General features: G+C 60.9%; 14 protein-coding genes and 1 pseudogene. 3 read left to right on the forward strand and 12 right to left on the reverse strand.

The genetic code is table 11. The features are described from left to right. Window positions 1-163 precede the first annotated feature (163 nt). Complete coding sequence (locus FZ934_RS09140) at window positions 164-652, forward strand: GNAT family N-acetyltransferase (RefSeq protein WP_153272405.1); 489 nt, start codon at window positions 164-166, stop codon at window positions 650-652. A gap of 21 nt (window positions 653-673) precedes the next feature. Here the strand turns inward: FZ934_RS09140 and ligA are convergent, their stop codons facing one another. The 9 genes and pseudogenes from ligA to aqpZ all read right to left on the reverse strand — a co-directional run bounded on the left by ligA (window position 674) and on the right by aqpZ (window position 12927). After that, entirely contained in the window at window positions 674-2845 is a 2172-nt protein-coding gene (ligA, locus tag FZ934_RS09145; RefSeq protein WP_153270821.1) for an NAD-dependent DNA ligase LigA, read from the reverse strand. Between the two features lie 108 nt (window positions 2846-2953). Continuing rightward, window positions 2954-4627, reverse strand: coding sequence for a DNA repair protein RecN (gene recN / locus FZ934_RS09150; protein WP_153270822.1), 1674 nt, complete (start codon window positions 4625-4627; stop codon window positions 2954-2956). Between the two features lie 5 nt (window positions 4628-4632). Further along, window positions 4633-5502 carry an outer membrane protein assembly factor BamD gene (locus FZ934_RS09155; protein ID WP_194273785.1) on the reverse strand — a complete coding sequence of 290 codons (870 nt, stop codon included), beginning with the start codon at window positions 5500-5502 and terminating at the stop codon, window positions 4633-4635. 275 nt (window positions 5503-5777) lie between these two features. Further along, window positions 5778-6734: a UDP-3-O-acyl-N-acetylglucosamine deacetylase gene (lpxC, locus tag FZ934_RS09160; RefSeq protein ID WP_153270824.1), complete on the reverse strand. Its 957-nt coding sequence runs from the start codon at window positions 6732-6734 to the stop codon at window positions 5778-5780. A gap of 283 nt (window positions 6735-7017) precedes the next feature. Beyond that, on the reverse strand, window positions 7018-8757 hold the full coding sequence (ftsZ, locus tag FZ934_RS09165) for a cell division protein FtsZ (protein WP_153270825.1): 1740 nt from the start codon (window positions 8755-8757) through the stop codon (window positions 7018-7020). A 56-nt stretch (window positions 8758-8813) separates the two neighbouring features. Beyond that, entirely contained in the window at window positions 8814-10145 is a 1332-nt protein-coding gene (gene ftsA / locus FZ934_RS09170; protein ID WP_113363423.1) for a cell division protein FtsA, read from the reverse strand. Then, a complete protein-coding gene (locus tag FZ934_RS09175) occupies window positions 10142-11074 on the reverse strand; it encodes a cell division protein FtsQ/DivIB (protein WP_153270826.1) in 933 nt (310 codons plus the stop codon). Before FZ934_RS09175 ends, ftsA begins: the two co-directional genes overlap by 4 nt. Next, window positions 11062-11987 (reverse strand): annotated as a pseudogene (locus FZ934_RS09180) (D-alanine--D-alanine ligase). The gene FZ934_RS09175 and the pseudogene FZ934_RS09180 overlap by 13 nt, the downstream one beginning before the upstream one ends. 253 nt (window positions 11988-12240) lie before the next feature. Further along, window positions 12241-12927: an aquaporin Z gene (gene aqpZ / locus FZ934_RS09185; RefSeq protein ID WP_153270827.1), complete on the reverse strand. Its 687-nt coding sequence runs from the start codon at window positions 12925-12927 to the stop codon at window positions 12241-12243. A 218-nt stretch (window positions 12928-13145) separates the two neighbouring features. Between aqpZ and FZ934_RS09190 the strand changes: the two genes are divergently transcribed. Then, complete coding sequence (locus FZ934_RS09190) at window positions 13146-14450, forward strand: MFS transporter (protein WP_153270828.1); 1305 nt, start codon at window positions 13146-13148, stop codon at window positions 14448-14450. A gap of 107 nt (window positions 14451-14557) precedes the next feature. Beyond that, a complete protein-coding gene (locus tag FZ934_RS09195) occupies window positions 14558-15655 on the forward strand; it encodes a metallophosphoesterase (protein ID WP_153270829.1) in 1098 nt (365 codons plus the stop codon). A 3-nt stretch (window positions 15656-15658) separates the two neighbouring features. Here FZ934_RS09195 and murB read toward each other — a convergent pair whose 3' ends face one another. The 3 genes from murB to murG are packed head-to-tail and all read right to left on the reverse strand — an operon-like array spanning window position 15659 to window position 19172. Further along, the gene (murB, locus tag FZ934_RS09200; protein ID WP_113363429.1) at window positions 15659-16633 is read right to left on the reverse strand and encodes a UDP-N-acetylmuramate dehydrogenase; all 975 of its coding nucleotides are present in this window, start codon (window positions 16631-16633) and stop codon (window positions 15659-15661) included. Next, window positions 16630-18045, reverse strand: coding sequence for a UDP-N-acetylmuramate--L-alanine ligase (gene murC / locus FZ934_RS09205; protein ID WP_153270830.1), 1416 nt, complete (start codon window positions 18043-18045; stop codon window positions 16630-16632). The genes murB and murC overlap by 4 nt, the downstream gene beginning before the upstream one ends. Then, complete coding sequence (gene murG, locus FZ934_RS09210) at window positions 18042-19172, reverse strand: undecaprenyldiphospho-muramoylpentapeptide beta-N-acetylglucosaminyltransferase (RefSeq protein WP_153270831.1); 1131 nt, start codon at window positions 19170-19172, stop codon at window positions 18042-18044. Before murG ends, murC begins: the two co-directional genes overlap by 4 nt. Window positions 19173-19177 lie beyond the last annotated feature (5 nt).

The raw sequence follows: 19177 nt of genomic DNA on the forward strand, positions 1-19177 counted from the left end.
CCACGGCCCATGCGGGGCTCGGGGAAGCATTGGCGCGTTAATCGACCGATCGATCCCGAAGACCCTGCCGAGGTGAGCAGGGTTTTCGAAGCTTGCTCTCCTCCCACAACTCAAGGAGAGCGTTTTGGATAATCTGCAAGGCAAGCCAATAAAACCGCCCGCGATGGGCGTGACGATCCGCGCGATGCGCTCAAGCGACATCGAAGCAGTAACCGCCATGCTCAACCTCCCCGGTTTCCGCCACGGCACGCTTCGCCCTCCCTACCAGAGCGTCGAAGAGACCCGGAAACATTTCGAGATGAAGCCGCAGGGAAATGTCAGCATTGTTGCCGAACTCGACGGAGTGGTGGTCGGCGACGCGCACCTGATGCGCTTCCAGGGGCGTCGCGGCCACGCGGCTAGCATCGGCATGGGCGTGCACGATGATTTTACGGGAAGAGGCGTTGGCAGCGCGTTGATGGAGGCTCTTGTCGATACGGCAGACAATTGGCTTGATATCAAGCGGCTGGAGCTCACGGTCTATACAGACAATGCCGCCGCCCTTGCGCTTTACGCGAAGTTCGGCTTCGAGAAGGAAGGCCAGTTAAAGGCCTTCGGCTTTCGAGACGGCACCTACGTCGACGCCTACACGATGGCGCGGGTCAGGCTGTAGAAAGGGCGAAGGCTGGCGCCCTCACCCGCTGATCAGCGCCAGCCACTCATCCTCGTCCATGGTCTGGATTCCGAGTTCGCGCGCCTTGTCGAGCTTGGAACCAGCGCCAGGCCCCGCCACAAGGATGTCGGTCTTCTTCGACACTGAGCCCGCGACCTTGGCGCCGAGGCTTTCGGCTCGCGCCTTGGCCTCATCGCGCGTGAACTTCTCGAGCGAACCGGTAAACACAACCGTCTTGCCGGCGACCGGGCTGTTCGAAGCCGCGATCTGTTCCGCCGGCAATGGCGTCCCGTCGTTCAGCTCGGCCAGCAGGCGCGAGATCACCTCGACGTTGCGCGGCTCCTTGTAGAATTCCACGATCGCGCGGGCGACGATCTCGCCTATGCCTTCGATGGCATTGAGATCATTCCAAGCATCGCCTGACAGTGGCGCAGCAGCTTCCATCGCTGCGCCGAAGTCTGCATAGGTGCCGTAGGATCGTGCCAGCAGCTTCGCCGTCGTCTCGCCGATGTGGCGGATGCCGAGCGCGTAGATGAACCGGTGCAGCGCGATGCTGCGCCGTTCGTTGATCGCAGCATAAAGCTTGCCGACGCTCACCCGACCGAAGCCCTCGATGTTTTCGAGCTTCGTAAGCGAGTTCGCCTGCCGTTTCTCCAACGTGAAAATGTCAGGCGCGGTGCGGATCTGCAGCGCCGGATCCTCACTCTCGAAGAAGAAGTCGACCTGCTTCGATCCGAGGCCCTCGATATCGAAGGCATTGCGCGAGACGAAGTGCTTCAGGTGCTCGGTGGCCTGCGCGCGGCAGATGAAACCGCCGGTGCAGCGCGTGACCGAATCGAGCTTGCCGGTTTTCTCGTTTTTTTCCCGAACCGCATGGCTGCCGCAGACCGGGCATTTCTGCGGGAAATCATAGCGGACTGCATCTGCCGGTCGCTTCTCCATGACAACGTCGAGCACCTGCGGAATCACATCCCCCGCCCGCTGCACGATAACCGTGTCGCCGATCCGGATATCGTGACCCTCTTCCCGAATGCGCTCGCCCGTATTGCCGATACCTTCGATGTAGTCGGCGTTATGCAGCGTCGCATTGGTCACGACGACACCGCCGACGGTAATTGGCGTCAGCCGCGCAACCGGCGTCAGCGCGCCGGTGCGTCCCACCTGGATATCGATATTCTCGACGGTGGTGAAAGCCTGCTCCGCCGGGAACTTGTGCGCCGTCGCCCAGCGTGGGCTGCGCGAGCGGAAGCCGAGCCTTTGCTGGAGCTCCAGGCTATCGACCTTGTAGACGACACCGTCGATGTCATAGTCGAGATCCGGCCGCTTCAGGCCGATCTCATCGTAGTGAGCCAGGATATCGGTAACCGAATTCAGCCGCTTCATCAGCGGATTGACCGGGAAACCCCATTCCTTGAAGGTCTGCACCATGTCGAACTGGGTCTTCGGCAGATCATTCGGCTCCGAAATCTCGCCCCAGGCATAGGCGAAGAATCTCAGCTTGCGGCTGGCTGTCACCTTGGCGTCGAGCTGGCGGAGCGATCCGGCCGCCGTGTTGCGCGGGTTGACGTAGGTCTGCTTGCCTTCCGCTTCCATCTGCCTGTTCAGGCCCATGAAGTCGCTCTTGGCCATAAAGACTTCGCCGCGCACCTCAACGACATCAGGCACGCCGGCAGGCAGCGTCTGCGGGATTTCCTTGATCGTACGGATGTTGGCCGTGACATTCTCGCCCGTCGTGCCGTCGCCTCGCGTAGCGGCACTCACCATCTTCCCGTTCTCGTAGCGGATCGACATGGAGAGGCCATCGATCTTCGGCTCGGCCGTAAAGGCGATGGATTGATCCGGCAGACGACCAAGGAAGCGATAGACGCTTGCCACGAAGTCCTGCACATCCTCCTGCGAAAACGTATTGTCGAGCGATAGCATCGGCCGCGCGTGCACGACGGGCGCGAAGGTTTCCGAAGGCGCCGCACCGACGCGCCGCGACGGGCTGTCCTCGCGAATGAGCTCCGGAAACCGCGCTTCGATCGCGTCGTTTCGTCGTTTCAGCCCATCGTATTCAGCATCCGAAATCGCCGGACGATCCTCGCCGTGATAAAGCTCATCGTTGCGGGCGATCTCCTTGGCGAGCCGCGCAAGCTCGGCGGCAGCATCTTCGATCGTCAGGGCATCAACGGCTATGGCTTCGTTCGACATACGGCTCTCGCTCCACGGAATCTGGAGTCGTTTTAGAGCAAAATCGATGGATTGAAAGAGAGCGAGACGTCTTCTCCAACGCCTCTCCCCAATTCGGCGATCGCGAAATCAGCCGTTCCCGGCCAGAAGCCGCGCCGCCGCAGCCCTCGCCTCTTCGGTCACCGAGGCACCCGCCAGCATACGGGCGATTTCTTCGGTGCGGTCGCCGGGCGCCATCGTCGCGACGCGCGTCGCGATCTTCTCGGAGCCTTCGGCGGCCGGGCCTTTCGAGATCAGTAGATGCGTTGCCGCGCGTGCGGCCACCTGCGGTGCATGCGTGACCGAGAGCACCTGTACGCGATCGGAAAGCCGCTTCAGGCGCTGGCCGATCGCATCCGCGACAGCACCACCGACGCCAGTGTCGATTTCGTCGAAAACAAGCGTCGGAGCGGAGCCGCGATCGGCAAGCGCCACTTTCAGGGCCAACAGGAAGCGCGATAGCTCGCCACCCGATGCCACCTTCATGATCGAGCCGGGACGCGTGCCAGGGTTGGTTTGGACGTGGAACTCGACCACGTCGATCCCTTCGGAGGTCGCGTCCTCGGGATTGGTGGTAATCTCAACCATGAACCGTGCGCGCTCGAGCTTCAGCGCCGGCAACTCAGCCATAACGGCAGCAGCTAGGGCGTCACCCGCGTGATGCCGCTTGTCGGAAAGCTTGCGCGCCGCGGCGTCGTAGTTTGCCCGGGCGGCGCCAACCTCGGCCTGAAGCTTGGCAAGTTTCTCTTCGCCGGCATCGACATCGGCAAGATCACTGATCATGCGGACGGTCAGCGCCGGCAGCTCGGTAACGGGAACCGAGTATTTGCGGGAAGCCGCGCGGAGGGCGAACAGACGCTCTTCAACGCGCTCGAGTTCCTTCGGATCGTATTCCGTCTTCCTGAGCGCCGCCTCGACTTCCATCTGGGCGTTGGAGAGCTGATCCAGAGCAGCGTCCAGAAGCGCAACAGTGTCTTCCAGCAAGCCCGGAGCCTCATGGCTCTTGCGCTCCAGCCTGCGCACCAGCGAAGCGATATGCGGCACGGGAGATGCATTGCCGTTGAGGAACTCGGAAGCCTCGGCGATGTCGCCGGCGATTCGCTCGGCCTTCATCATCTTCTGGCGGCGTTCGGCAAGCTCGTCTTCCTCGCCATCCTGTGGCGCCAGCTTTTCGAGTTCTTCGACGGAAGACCGTAGATAATCCGCCTCGCGCGCAGCATTCTCCACCTTCTCGCGTTGCTTCTTCAGCGTCCGCTCGGTGTCTCGCCAGATCCGGTAGAGGTTTGAAACGGCTGCAGCGTCGTCGTTGGCGCCTGCGAAAGCATCGAGCAGAATCCGATGCGCATGTGCATCGACCAAGGCTCGGTCATCGTGCTGGCCATGAATCTCGACAAGCATCTGTCCGGCCTGGCGCATCAGCTGAACGCTGAGCGGCTGGTCGTTCACATAGGCCTTGGTACGCCCGTCCGAATTCTGAACGCGGCGGAAAATGAGATCGCCGTCATCGTCGATGCCGTTTTCGCGCAGCAGCCTTCGCGCGCCGTGCTCCGGGCCGACGTCGAAGACAGCCGTCACCTGCCCCTTGTCTTCGCCATGGCGAACAAGGCCACCATCGCCTCGCCCGCCAAGGGCAAGCGAGAGGCTATCGAGCAGGATGGATTTGCCAGCGCCGGTCTCGCCTGTCAGCACCGAGAGGCCGGTCTCGAAGGCAAGATCCAGCCGCTCGATCAAAACGATATCGCGGATCGAAAGCTGGATCAGCATTGGTCTCAGGAACCGAGCAGGAGTTTCTTGCCTGCAGCAGCAATCCACGAGCCCGGATTCTCGCGCGGCTCTGTGCCACCACTCTTCAGGAGCTTGTAGGAGTCAGCGTACCACTGGCTATCAGGATAGTTATGGCCGAGAACCGCGGCTGCGGTCTGTGCTTCCTCGACGATGCCCATCGCGTAATAGGCCTCGACGAGACGCGCCAGCGCTTCTTCGATCTGATTCGTGCTCGGATACTTCTCGACGACGGTTCGGAAGCGCGAGATCGCTGCAAGGTATTCCTTGCGCTCCATGTAGTAGCGCCCGATCTGCATTTCCTTGCCGGCCAGCTGGTCGCGGGCGAAGCGGATCTTTGCCTGCGCGTCATCGACATACTCCGAATCCGGATAGTTATCGATCACGGCCTGCATCGCCTCGACGGTCTTTGCCGCCGCGCGCTGGTCCTGCGTCACGTCAACAATCTGCTTGGAATAGCTGAGACCGATAAGATACTGCACGTAGGGCGCATCCTTCGACTTCGGATACTGCGCCATGTAGCGGTTACCGGACGCGAGCGCATCGTCGAGACGACCCTGGCGGTATTTGACGAAGGTGCTCATGACGAGCGCCTTGCGCGCCCATTCGGAGAACGGGTTCTCACGGTCGATGGCGTCGAACTTGCGCGCCGCCTCGGCCATGTTGCCGGCCTTCATGTTGGCGAGGCCCTGAGTGTAGAGAACGTCCGGCGGATCGTTTTCGAGGCCGAGTTTGGTAATGTCGATGTCTGGGTCCGACTGGCATCCGGAAACTAAGGCACCTGCGCTCAGCACCAAGAGCGATGCGAACAAAGCGCGCGCTGTCTTCATCATACTTTCAGACCCTGCATAACCCATCGGAACTTTCCCAACCGCCGCCATCCCTCAACGGCAGCCACGCCTTGCTGGCGTTTCTAGCCACAAATGCATGGCTAGAGCAACGCAATGATGATGCATTAACGCATTTTTGTGGCGGCGCAGGTCATAATCTCCCGTTTCGCCTCCACAAACGGCAGATATGTTGCCGCTAAACCTCTGCTGCCAAACGCCTATCGGGAATCGCGGATCCATGCCCTACATAAAAGAAACCGCCCCCCGAAGGAGGCGGCCCTGGCCTGAAATTGCGATGGAGGTCATGCCGACCAGGGAGCAAATTCCGGTGCGTTGACCCGAATGAAATCGCGGGGAGCAACGCGTTGGCGCGGTGCAGACGTCTCGACCACTTCATAGGCGGTCGGATCGCTGAGCAACGCCTTGAGAGCATTGGCATTCATCTTGTGGCCGCCACGATAGGAGCGATAGCAGCCGATGAAGGGCGCACCGGCAAGAGCCAGATCGCCGACGGCATCGAGCGCCTTGTGGCGTACGAATTCGTCCTTGGCGTAACGCAGGCCCTCGACGTTGATGACAGTGTTGTCGTCGGAGATGACGACGGAATTCTCGAGCGACGAACCAAGCGCGTGACCCGAGGCCCACAGGCGCTCGACATCGCGCATGAAGCCGAACGTACGAGCCCGGGACAGCTCAGACTTGAAGGTCGCTGCGGTGATACCGCCTTCCCACTTCTGACGGCCGATCAGCGGGCAATCGAAATCGATCTCTACTTCGAAGCGCATGCCGTCATAGGGGCGGAACTCGCTCCACGAGCCGCCATGCTCGATACGGACAGGCTTGGTGATGCGGATGTAGCGGCGCTTGACGCCGAGAGACACGAGACCGACCTGCTCGACGGCTTCGATGAAGGGCATCGAGCTGCCGTCCATGATCGGCATTTCAGCGCCGTGCACTTCAATCAGAACGTTGTCGAGACCAAGCGCGTAGACTGCAGCCATGACGTGCTCGATCGTCGCGACGGAGCGCGCCGGCGAGAAGCCAAGAACAGTGCAGAGATCCGTATTGCCGACCTGCGAGGAAACAGCGCGATATTCAGAAACTTCGCCGTTCTCGTGCATGCGGTTGAACACAACGCCCGTGTCGGCTTCCGCGGGGTTGAAGGTGATCGAAACGTCAGCACCGGAATGAACGCCGATCCCGGAAAGCGAGACCGGGCGCGATACCGTCGTTTGAAAACCCAACATGCCAATAACCATAAATCTTGCCTTTATTGTCCCGACGGTTGCTCCGACCTATATGCCGATAGCTGCTCGCCGAGCTCATTTCACTCCGTCCAGGTTCAGCCGCAAGGCGTACGAAGACGGTTCCTTGAGCCCATACATACGTGCGGTGGGGCCGCAATCCAAATCACTGTTTCTTTCGCTTTGTTACGAAAGCATGCGTTTGAAATAAAAGAGCAATTTGCCTGGTTTCCGATGTCCGGAAACAGGAATGCCCGGGGTGTTCCCCGGGCCTTTTCGTGGCGATTCTCTGTTTGCGTCAGTTCGACTGACGACGCAGGAAGGCAGGAATTTCGAGCTGATCGTCTTCCTGCATCATGCGGGCCTGCGGAACGCTGCGGCCCTGATCGTCCAGGTTTCCGCGGCGCGGCGCATAGAGGCTCGCCTCAGGAGAAAGCGGACGGCGCTGCTGCGACGCGGCGGCCGGAGCCGACGTCATCTCGGGAGCGACTTCTTCTTCCCGGCGACCAAGAGAGTTCGTGATCCGCTTGAGAAGTCCCATCGGGCCGCGATCTTCATGAGCATGCGACGGAGCCGCAGGCTGCGTGCGATGGTCGATTTCGGCCTGCACGACCGGCGGGAAATCCTCTACCTTCGGCATGCGCATGGACGGCTGCGGTGCAACGTGCTGCTGCATGACAGGAGCAGGCTGCGGCATGATCGGAGCCGGCTGGCTCATGACCGGCTGCGGCTGCTGCATGACCGGCGCGTGAACTGGAGCCGCCTGGACCGGTGCCGGACGGATGACCGGAGCGGCTTCAGGAGCTGCGAAGATCTTGCTCTGCGGACGGAACGTTTCCTGCTGTACAGGCTGCTGTACCGGTGCGGCGGCGCGCGGTGCGTGGATCTCCAGTTCGCGTTCCATTTCGGCTTCCGCCATACGAATGGTCTGTGCGATCGGGTCGACGGCCTTTGGTGCCTGCTGCATGACAGGTGCAGGCTGAACTGCGGCCGGTGCCGGAGCAACGGCCGCGGAAGGACGGATCATCGGCTTCTGGATCTGCTGGAAGTTCTTTCCGGCGTCCTGGTTCATCGCGCGGTCGATGCCGGTGGCAACGACGGAAACGCGGATGATACCTTCAAGCGATTCGTCGAACGTCGCGCCGAGGATGATGTTCGCATCCGGATCGACTTCTTCGCGGATACGGGTCGCGGCTTCGTCGACTTCGAAGAGGGTAAGGTCGCGACCACCGGTGATGGAGATCAGCAGGCCCTGTGCGCCCTTCATCGAGGTTTCGTCGAGCAGCGGGTTTGCGATCGCGGCTTCGGCAGCCTGCATCGCGCGGCCCTGGCCGGAAGCCTCGCCGGTACCCATCATCGCGCGGCCCATCTCGCGCATGACCGAACGAACGTCGGCGAAGTCGAGGTTGATGAGACCTTCCTTCACCATCAGGTCGGTGATGCAGGCAACGCCCGAGTAGAGAACCTGGTCGGCCATCGCGAACGCGTCCGCGAAGGTCGTCTTGTCGTTGGCAATGCGGAAGAGGTTCTGGTTCGGGATGACGATCAGGGTGTCGACCGACTTCTGCAGCTCCTGGATGCCCGATTCGGCCAGACGCATGCGGCGACCGCCTTCGAAGTGGAACGGCTTGGTCACGACGCCGACCGTCAGGATGCCCTTGTTGCGGGCTGCCTGCGCGACAACGGGAGCAGCACCAGTGCCGGTGCCGCCGCCCATGCCGGCGGTGACGAAGCACATGTGCGTGCCCTGCAGATGATCGACGATCTCGTCGATGCATTCTTCAGCAGCTGCACGGCCGACTTCCGGCTGCGAACCGGCACCGAGACCTTCCGTGACGCTGGCGCCGAGCTGGATGATCCGCTCCGCCTTGGTCATCGTCAGGGCCTGAGCATCCGTGTTGGCGACAACGAAGTCGACGCCCTGGAGGCCTGCGGAAATCATGTTGTTGACAGCATTGCCGCCGCCACCGCCAACACCGAACACGGTGATCCGCGGCTTCAGCTCTGTGATGTCAGGCTTATGCAGCTTGATAGTCATGGTACCGTTCCTTCTCTTTATGGCCGCATCGCCACGCCGGCCAATTCATTAAATCTCTAGAAGCTTTCCTTCAGCCACTGGCCCATCCGGGCAATGCGGCTGGTATTTCCGCCAAGCGACATGAGCAGACCGCTCTGTGACGCATGTGTTTCCATGTCCGCGACCTGCGGGTAGATCATCAGACCGACTGCGGTCGAAAAGGCCGGGCCCTTCGCAGCGGTCGGCAATCCCGACACACCCATCGGACGGCCGATTCTGACGTTACGGGCCAGAATGCGGCGTGCGACTTCGGCAAGGCCGGTCAGCTGGCTTGCGCCACCCGTCAGCACGACGCGCTTGCCGACGATCGGGCTGAAGCCCGAGCGCTGGATCCGGTCGCGAATCAATTCCATTGTCTCTTCGATGCGGGCGCTGACGATGCGCGAAACCAGCGCACGCGGCACCTGCGTCGGCAGATCACGATCGTCTTCGCCGATCGGCGGGATCGAGATCAGCTCGCGCTCATCGGAAGAGTTCGGCATGGCCGAAGCGTGAACCACCTTCAGGCGCTCCGCGTCTTCGATGCGGGTCGAAAGACCGCGCGCCAGATCGGTCGTTACATGATGACCGCCAAGGCTGACGGCATCCGTGTGAACCAGCTTGCCTTCGGCAAAGACCGAGATCGTCGTCGTGCCGCCGCCCATGTCGATTGCAGCACAACCCAGTTCGACTTCATCATCGACGAGAGCGGCAAGACCGGAAGCGTAAGGCGTCGCGACGATACCCTCGACCGAGAGGTGGGCGCGATTGACGCTGAGCTCGAGATTCTTGAGTGCCGTGCGCTCTGCTGTCACGACATGCATGTCGACGCCGAGGACGTCACCATACATGGACAACGGATCGCGGATGCCGCGTTCGCCATCCAGCGAGAAGCCGGTGGCCAGAGAATGAAGGACCGCGCGGTCCTGGCGCAGCGACTGCTGGCATGCCGCGGCAAGAACCTTCTTCAGGTCGTTCAGTTCGACTTCCTGACCGCCGAGATCGATGGTCGCGGTATAGATATCGCTGGTGAGACGACCGGCCGTTACGTTGACGATGAGGCTCTCAACCGTAAGCCCAGCCATACGTTCGGCAGCATCGACTGCCAGACGGATAACGCTCTCCAGCGCATCGAGGTCCGAGATCGCTCCGGTCTTGATACCGCGCGAACGCTGGTGGCCGATGCCGATGATTTCGATGTTGTGCGTGCGACCCGGCAGAACCTGGCTCTCTTCGCGAGGCGTCAGCCGCCCGATCATGCAGACGACTTTCGTCGATCCGATATCAAGCACCGAAACGACATGCGACCGCTTCGACGAAAGCGGCTTCAGGCGCGGCAATCCGAAATGGGATGAACCGAACAAGCTCATATATTCTGCCCCGCCTTCTTCAAATCTTTGGTGCGTTGATCGAGGACCAGCTGACGCCGGGCCATCGCCTCGGGCGTCAATTGAATTGCAGTACGATCGGAAAGACGAAGGTCGACCGCCGCGATATCGCGATCGAGAAGATCCTGCTCCTTCATGAACTTCGACAGGCGAGCGAGCGCCAGATCGATCTCGTCTTCAGGCAGCTTGATCACTACGCCGTTGTCCATGTGCAGATCCCAGCGACGACCGGAGATCCAAACGTAGGCCTTCACGCGCGCCTTGATATCAGGCCACTTGGAGAACTCGTCCTCGAGCGAAACGGCCGCAACCTCGGCGCCGCGACCAACGACCAGCGGCAACTGCGAAAACTTGTTGTCGCGAAGCGGCGCGATGACCGCGCCACCCTTCTCGACCAGAGACAATTCTGCGCCGTGCTGCCAGATCGCGTAAGCCGTACGCTCCTTCAGCTTCACCTCGATCGTCTTCGGGTAAACCTTGCGAATCTCGACACTCTCGACCCAGGGAAGCGTCGCGATCTTCTGGCGCGCAGCGTCGACGTCGAGGGCTACGAGCGACGTCGTACCGTCAAGCCCGATGAGCTGGAGGATATCGATCTCTGAGGTTTCAGAGTTGCCGGAAACCTTCACATCTTCGATGGCAAAGCCGGCAGCCGTCGTCGTCGCCTGCGCAACGGCCTCGGTGTGACCACCAAGAGACATGCCATACAGACCAGTCGCAGACAGGAACGCCAAAGCCGATACGGTGCCGACGTGAGCCGGAATGTGGATACGGCCACTACCGAGACTGACGAGGAAGCGCACGACGCGACGCAGCGGACGCGGCAGAACCATGCGTCCATCACCCTCGGGATACGAGGGTTCCGCGCGATGACTTGGGCGCCCCACTCTTTTGACCGTCACCGAGAACAAGAAGCGTCCTCCACCATCCACCGGAGAAATTCACCGAACGAGTAACCGGCATAGCCGGCCATTTCAGGCACCAGAGACGTTGGCGTCATACCCGGCTGAGTGTTGATTTCCAGCCAGATGAGCTCGCCATCCTCGGAGAAGCGATCGTCGTAACGAAAGTCGGACCGACTAACCCCACGGCAACCAATTGCTTGATGCGCCCTTAACGCCAATGATTGTATTTTTTGGTAAATATTCGGTGAAATTTCCGCCGGAATGACGTGTTTCGAGCCACCCGCAACGTACTTGGCGTCATAGTCATAGAAGCCATGCCCCAACGGAACGATCTCGGTGACACCGAGCACCTGGTCGCCCATCACCCCGCACGTCAGCTCACGCCCATGAATATAGCGCTCGACGAGAACCTCTTCTCCGTAGCGCCATTCGGGGAACCGATGATCTGCGGCGGATGAGTCTGATCCTCCTGAACGATGACAACACCGAAGCTCGACCCTTCGCGCACCGGCTTAACGACGTAAGGCGGCTTCATCGGATGATCGGCCGGAAAGGCGAATCGATTGATGACCTGCGACATCGCCACGGGAATGCCGGCAGCGGCAGCAACACCCTTTGCCTTCGCCTTATCCATCGCCAGAGCCGAAGCAAGAACACCCGAATGCGTATAGGGAATCTCAAGATATTCGAGGATGCCCTGGATCGTGCCGTCCTCGCCGAAGGGACCATGCAGCGCATTGAAGACCACGTCGGGACGCAGAGCCGAGAGCTTCGCCGAGACATCACGATCAACGTCAATCCGCGTCACCTGGAAGCCTTCAGCCTCAAGCGCATCCGCGCACGCCGCCCCGGACGAGAGGCTTACGGGCCTCTCCGAGGAAAATCCGCCCATCAGGACAGCGACGTGGTTGCGACTCATAGGTACCCCCAAAAATAACTGGCACTCTGGAATGCGATGCTTGCACCAAGCTTGTTTCGCGCCGAATCCGGCTCACTTGGAATGCGTGTATTAGAGCAGCAGTATGGTTAACGAAGCGTTTACTTTCGTTAACTTCGTCTCACGACGAGACGTCGGAGGGGCCAAGCCGGGGTTGGGTCAAGCGGGCTTCGGAGCCATAAAAAACCCCGCAGCGGGCCTCCGATGCGGGGTTAACAAGGCCGCGTAAATGGCCCTACTTTTCGTCTCCGACCGCTTTCCAGACGATTCCGCCAAGCGCCCCTCCGACAAGCGGAGCAAGCCAGAAGAGCCACAATTGCTGCAGAGCCCAGCCGCCGACGAACAGGGCCTGTCCCGTCGATCGCGCCGGATTGACGGAGGTTTTCGTGACGGGAATCGAGATGAGGTGAATCAACGTCAGCGCCAGGCCGATCGCGATCGGCGCGAATCCTGCGGGCACCCTGCTGCTCGTCGAGCCCAGGATGATCATAATAAAGAACAGGCTCAGCACGACTTCGATCGCGAGAGCCGACATCAGCGAGTAGCCGCCAGGCGAATGCTCGCCGTAGCCGTTCGCTGCAAACTCGCCCAATTCGAAGCCCGCCTTGCCGCTGGCGATGATATAGAGCACACCGGCAGCAACGATCGCCCCCGCAACCTGCGCAATCACATAGGGAACCAACTGCCCCTTCGAAAACTTACCCGCGACAGTAAGTCCAAGCGTTACTGCCGGATTGAAATGCCCACCGGATATGCCGCCCACGGCGTAGGCCATGGTGAGGACTGTGAGACCGAAAGCCAACGCAACGCCGGTGAAACCGATACCGAGTTCAGGGAATGCCGCAGCCAGAACGGCGCTGCCGCAACCACCGAAGACAAGCCAGAACGTACCAAGAAATTCTGCAATAAGACTTTTCTGCATATTTCCCTCCCGCGCTCAACCAGAGCGTTCATGAGGAATCTGCCACATATTGATTCTGGTCAAGCGGATGCGCTGCGAGGCAGCGCCTGCGCGAAAAATACGAAGCCTGCTAATGTTTTTTCCGTTTGTTACGCAATTGGCATTTGCGCCGAATTAAAATTGCGTTAAGAGCCGACGCTGCCTCACGGGGCATCCTTACAATCCCGATTGGAATGACAATGTCAGACGCGATATCCAGAGTATCGCCGACTCCCGCTTCATCGAACAATGCGCAAGTCAACTCGCCGGCGCGTGTTCTGATCGCGAGCCTCGTCGGCACCACGATCGAATTCTTCGATTTCTACGTTTACGCAACCGCGGCCGTCCTGGTTTTCCCGACGCTGTTCTTCCCGAATAGCGATCCGACAACCGCGCTGCTTGCATCTTTCGCAACCTTCTCGATCGCCTTCTTTGCCCGTCCGCTGGGCGCCGTGGTCTTCGGCCACTTCGGCGACCGGATCGGCCGCAAGACGACGCTCGTCGCCGCACTGCTGACCATGGGTATCTCCACGGTCGTGATCGGCCTGCTGCCGTCCTACGATTCGATCGGCGTCGTTGCGCCGCTGTTGCTCGCGCTTTGCCGCTTCGGCCAGGGCTTCGGCCTCGGCGGAGAATGGGGCGGCGCCGTGCTGCTCGCGACGGAGAACGCGCCTGAGGGCAAGCGTAGCTGGTACGGTATGTTCCCGCAGCTTGGCGCTCCCGTAGGCCTCTTCCTGTCGTCAGGCATCTTCTGGCTGCTGCTGCAGGTCATGTCTCAGGAAGCGCTGCTGAGCTGGGGCTGGCGCGTACCGTTCATCTCCTCGATCCTGCTCATCGCCATCGGCCTCTGGGTTCGTCTCTCGATCACCGAAACGCCTGATTTCCAGAAGGCGATCGACAAGCAGGAGCGCGTTGCCGTTCCGGTTGCCGAACTCTTCCGCAAGCACAAGCGCAGCCTGTTCCTCGGCACCTTCGTGGCGCTCGCCACCTTCGTGCTGTTCTACATCGGCTCGGCCTATCTCCTGTCCTACAACGTCAAGGTTCTGAAGATCCCGTTCCTCGACGCGCTGGAAATCCAGATCGTCGGTTCGGTTGCCTTTGGCATCTTCATTCCGCTGGTCGGCAAGCTCGCCGAGCGCTTCGGTCGCCGCGAAGTCCTGATCGTCACCACCGTTCTGATCGGCGTATTCTCCTTCTTCCTGCCCGGTCTGATGACCGGCGGCGAAGGCAGCATCGTCGTTTTCGCCATCGTCGCGATGGCGCTGATGGGCATGACCTACGGACTGATCGGCACGGCACTCGCCGCGCCCTTCCCGACCGCAGTTCGCTACACCGGCTCGTCCATCACCTTCAACCTTGCTGGCATCTTCGGCGCCTCGCTCGCGCCCTATATCGCCACCTGGCTGCAGGCGAACTACGGCATGCAGTATGTCGGCTACTATCTCGGCCTTTCGGCTGTGATAACGCTCATCTGCATCCTGGCTTCCGGCCGCGACGAAGTCTGATACCGAAACTCTTAAAGCGGGGGCCGCGGCAGGATACTGCCGCGGCCTTTTTTGTTGTTGTCTGTTAACGCCTTGCGCCTAAGTTCTCGCGAAACGGGAGAAAAGGGATGCTGACAAGACGATCGCTGCTGAGACAAGGTGTAGGCGCCGGGTTCGCGATGGCGCTGCCGTCGTTGTCGAGGGCGGCTACCTTTCCCGCGACCGACGTGACCTTCCTTGTTATCAACGACGTCCATGCCTGCCGCTTCGGAGACGGACTGAGCCCGAATTGCCAGCAAGAAGGCAAGACCGACGCAAATCTTCTCCGTCACATCCTTGCCCTGAACAGCATCCACCATCAGACATGGCCGACCGAAATAGCCGGAAAGCCAACCGGGCTGACGCTCGCCGGTCAGCCTATCGCAAGGCCGCATGGCGTCATTGTCTGCGGCGACGTTACCGATGATGGCGGCGGACAGACGGCAGAGTTTGCGGAGGGATCGCAGCTGATGCAGTTCTCCCACCGCTATCAGCAGGGCCGCGGCACCGACCACATACATTTCCCCGTCTACGTCGGTCTCGGCAATCACGACCTTGACCAGGACGGGCGACCGCCACAGACCGACTGGTATCGCGACGAGCTGCGCGACTACGTACAGATGAACCACAAGCCGAGCGTCTTCTTCAAGCCACTGGTGCCGGTCGACAATTATGACGAAGCCTCCGACAACTACTCCTGGAACTGGGGCGGGCTACACCTCATCCAGGCGCAACGCTACGGCGGCGACAACACCAAGGGAGCCGCCAGCAGCCTCGACTGGATGAAGCGCGATCTCAAGACCTATGCATCCGACGGGCGCCCGGTCGTGATCTTCCAGCACTATGGCTGGGATCAGTTCTCGTTGGAGCGCTGGGATCCCGACAAGAAGACCTTCAACCTCACCGGCAGCGGCAACCCGCATTGGTGGGGTGAATCAGAACGTCAGGAATTGCTCGCAACCCTCGAGGGTTACAACGTTATCGGCATCTTTCATGGACACGAGCACGATACGCCGATGGCCTACAAGGTCGGTGCGCTTGATGTATTCAAAGCAAAAGCCGCCTTCATGGGCGGCTTCTGCCTCGTACGGGTCACGAGTAACACGATGGACGTGGCGATCGGCGAAGCGACCGATAACAGCGGCGGCGTCAGCTTTTCGACCGCCTTCAGCAAACGCTTCGCCTGAGGGTCACTCGCTGGTGACGCCCTGGAAGGGGCGCACTTCGCGGCCCGGCATAAACACGCCAAGACGCTTGATTTCCCACTCCAGCTTGATGCCGGACTTCTCGAACACCTCGCGGCGAACCTGCTCGCCAAGATATTCCAGATCGTACCCGGTCGCCTGACCGTTGTTGATCATGAAGTTGCAATGCAGCGACGACATCTGCGCGCCGCCGATGACAAGGCCGCGGCATCCGGCCTCATCGATAAGCTTCCACGCGGAATGGCCTTCAGGGTTCTTGAAGGTCGAACCGCCGGTCTTTTCGCGGATCGGCTGAACCGTCTCGCGATGATTGCGGACGGCATCCATCTCGGCGCGGATTTTCGCGCGGTCCTCGGCATAGCCCTCGAACAGGACGGAGGTGAAAATCAGATCGCTTGCAGCGGACGAATGGCGATAGGCATAGCCCATATCGGCGTTCGACAGGACATGGCGGTTTCCGGCCCGATCGATGGCCGTGACTTCGACCAGCCGTTCTCGCGTCTCGCCACCATTTGCGCCGGCGTTCATGCGGGCAGCGCCGCCGATGCTACCCGGAATCCCGTAGTAGAAATGGAAGCCGCCAATGCCGTTATCCATCGCCATGGCTGCAACGTACTTGTCCGGGCAGATCGCACCGGCGCGAATGCGGTTCTCACCGGCGAGCTCGACCGAGCCGAAGCCCTTTGCGGAGAGACGCAGAACCACGCCCGGAATACCGCCATCGCGGACCAGAATGTTCGAGCCCACGCCGACAACCGTCAGCGGCACTTCGGCCGGCAGAAGCTTCAGGAAGGCGATGAGGTCGTCTTCGTCGTGCGGCTGGAACATCAGCTCCGCCAGGCCACCGGCGTGAAACCATGTGACGCGGTCCATCGGCGCATCCGGCGTAATCCGTCCGCGGATGTCCTTTACACCGTCGCCGAGCGACGCAAGAAGCTTTTCCCCATTCACCTGTTTCATGCAGATATTCCCGAAAGGCTTTCCAATTGTTGGGGCAGCGCTGCCGCCCAGTAAGTGATGCTCCCAGCCCCCAACAGAACCACAAAATCGCCCGGCTTTGCAATCTCTGCGACCATCTGAGACAAGAGCTCAGGCGAAGCGAGGAACCGCGCATCGCGATGTCCGGCGGATTTGATCCGCGAAACAAGAGCTTCCGAGTTCGCTCCTTCGATCGGCTCTTCGCCTGCGGCATAGACCGGCGCCAGGAAAATGCTGTCGGCATCGTTGAAGCAGCCGGCAAACTCTTCGAAAAGGCTCGCCAGGCGCGAATAGCGATGCGGCTGGTGCACTGCGATTACGCGGCCCTTGCAGGCTTCGCGCGCGGCTCGCAACACTGCCTTGATCTCGACCGGATGGTGGCCGTAGTCGTCGAAGATCTGCACGCCGTTCCACTCGCCTGTCAGCGTGAAACGCCGCTTGACACCGCCGAACGAAGCCAGGCCCTTTGCGATATCTTCGCTCGACATGCCGAGGCGATTGGCAACCGCGATCGCCGCGGTGGCATTCGAGATATTGTGACGGCCAGGCATCGGCATGACGAGATTATCGAGCCTGATCACCTGTCCGGTGCGGCGGCGACGGATCTCGACGTCGAAAATCGAACGCGGACCATCGATGCGGACGTTCATGAAGCGAACATCGGCCTGCGGGTTTTCGCCGTAGGTCACGATCTTGCGGTCCTCGATGCGGCCGACCAGCGCCTGAACTTCAGGGTGATCAAGGCAGAGGACGCCAAAACCATAGAACGGTACGTTCTCGACGAACTGACGGAATGCAGCCCGCACGGCATCGAAGTTGCCGTAATGATCGAGATGCTCGGGATCGATATTGGTGATGACGGCAACATCGGCAGGAAGCTTGAGGAAGGTACCGTCCGACTCGTCGGCCTCGACCACCATCCACTCGCCCTCGCCCATGCGGGCGTTCGTGCCGTAGGCATTGATGATGCCGCCGTTGATCACCGTCGGATCGAGGCCACCGGCCTCCAGAAGCGTCGCCACGAGCGATGTGGTTGTCGTCTTGCCGTGCGTACCGCCGATCGCGATCGCATTGCGGAAGCGCATCAGCTCGGCCAGCATCTCCGCGCGGCGAACCACCGGCAGCAGCTTCTCGCGGGCAGCGATCAGCTCGGGATTGCTCTTCTTGATGGCCGTCGAAACGACGACGACCTCGGCATCGCCGAGGTTTTCAGCCTTGTGGCCAACGAAGACTTCGATGCCCTTGTCCCGCAGTCGCTGCACATTGGCGCTGTCTGCCTGGTCGGAGCCCTGCACACGATGGCCGAGATTGTGAAGCACCTCGGCGATACCGCTCATTCCAATCCCACCGATACCGATGAAATGGACGAGCCCGATGGCTTTCGGCATTTTCATGCGCGTTTCCCCTTGAACTCTGCAATTGTACGTCGAGCCGCAATAGCCTCTACCATGTCGGCAAGCAAGTTCGCAGCGTCGGGTTTGGCTGCCTGCCTTGCGGCGGCGGCCATCTTTGCAAGCTTTTCCGGGTCGTTCATCACATGTGTCAGGATGGATGCGATCTTCTCGGAGGAAAGGTCCGCCTGCGGAATGACCTTGGCTCCGCCCGTCGCAGCAAGCGCTGCGGCGTTCGCGGCCTGGTCGTGATCGAGCGCGTGCGGATAGGGAACAAGGATCGCCGGGCGTCCGATCACCGAGATCTCCGACACCGTCGAAGCGCCGGAGCGGCAGATCACCAGATGCGCCTTCGCCAGCCGCTCGGCCATATCGGTGAAGAACGGCGCGATCTCGGACGAAGCGCCCATCTCCAGCTTGGCGACGCAATCGCCGACCATGCCCATATCCTCGGATCGGACCTGCTGCGTGATCCTGAGACGTCCGCGAAGCGCGTCATCGAGCAGGCTGATTGCCGTAGGCATCGCCTTCGAGAAATACTGGGCGCCCTGGCTGCCGCCGAAAACCACGAGGTTGAACGGCTCTCCGGCACGCGACGGGGAATAGGGCACATTGGCCGCAGCGATGACCGCCGGGCGCACCGGGTTACCGGTCGCCACCGTCTTGTCGGGAAACTGGCCGCCGCCGTCAGGCAGAAAACCGCCGGCAATCGCCTGCACGCGGCTCGCCAGCGCCTTGTTGGCACGCCCCATGACTGCGTTTTGCTCGTGGATCATCGCCGGCACGCCGAGGCGCGTCGCGGCCAGAAGCGGCGGCACTGTCGGGTATCCTCCGAAGCCGACGACGACAGCAGGCTTCAGCCGCGCGATCAGCTTCTTGGCAGCACGCATCCCGCTCCAAAGCGTCCACAGCGCACGAGCAACGGCGACCGGGTTCTTCGAACCGATCGTCGCAGACGGAACGACATGGATCTCGTCGGCCGGAAACTTTCCTGCATAGCGCTCGGCACGACTGTCGGTAACGAGGTGCACGGAATAGCCGCGCTCCTTCAGCTTGTAGGCCAAAGCTTCAGCGGGAAACACATGGCCGCCGGTTCCCCCGGCGGCAAGCAGGACGATGCCTTTGCTCATGAACT

Source organism: Rhizobium grahamii, assembly GCF_009498215.1.
Lineage (GTDB): Bacteria > Pseudomonadota > Alphaproteobacteria > Rhizobiales > Rhizobiaceae > Rhizobium > Rhizobium grahamii_A.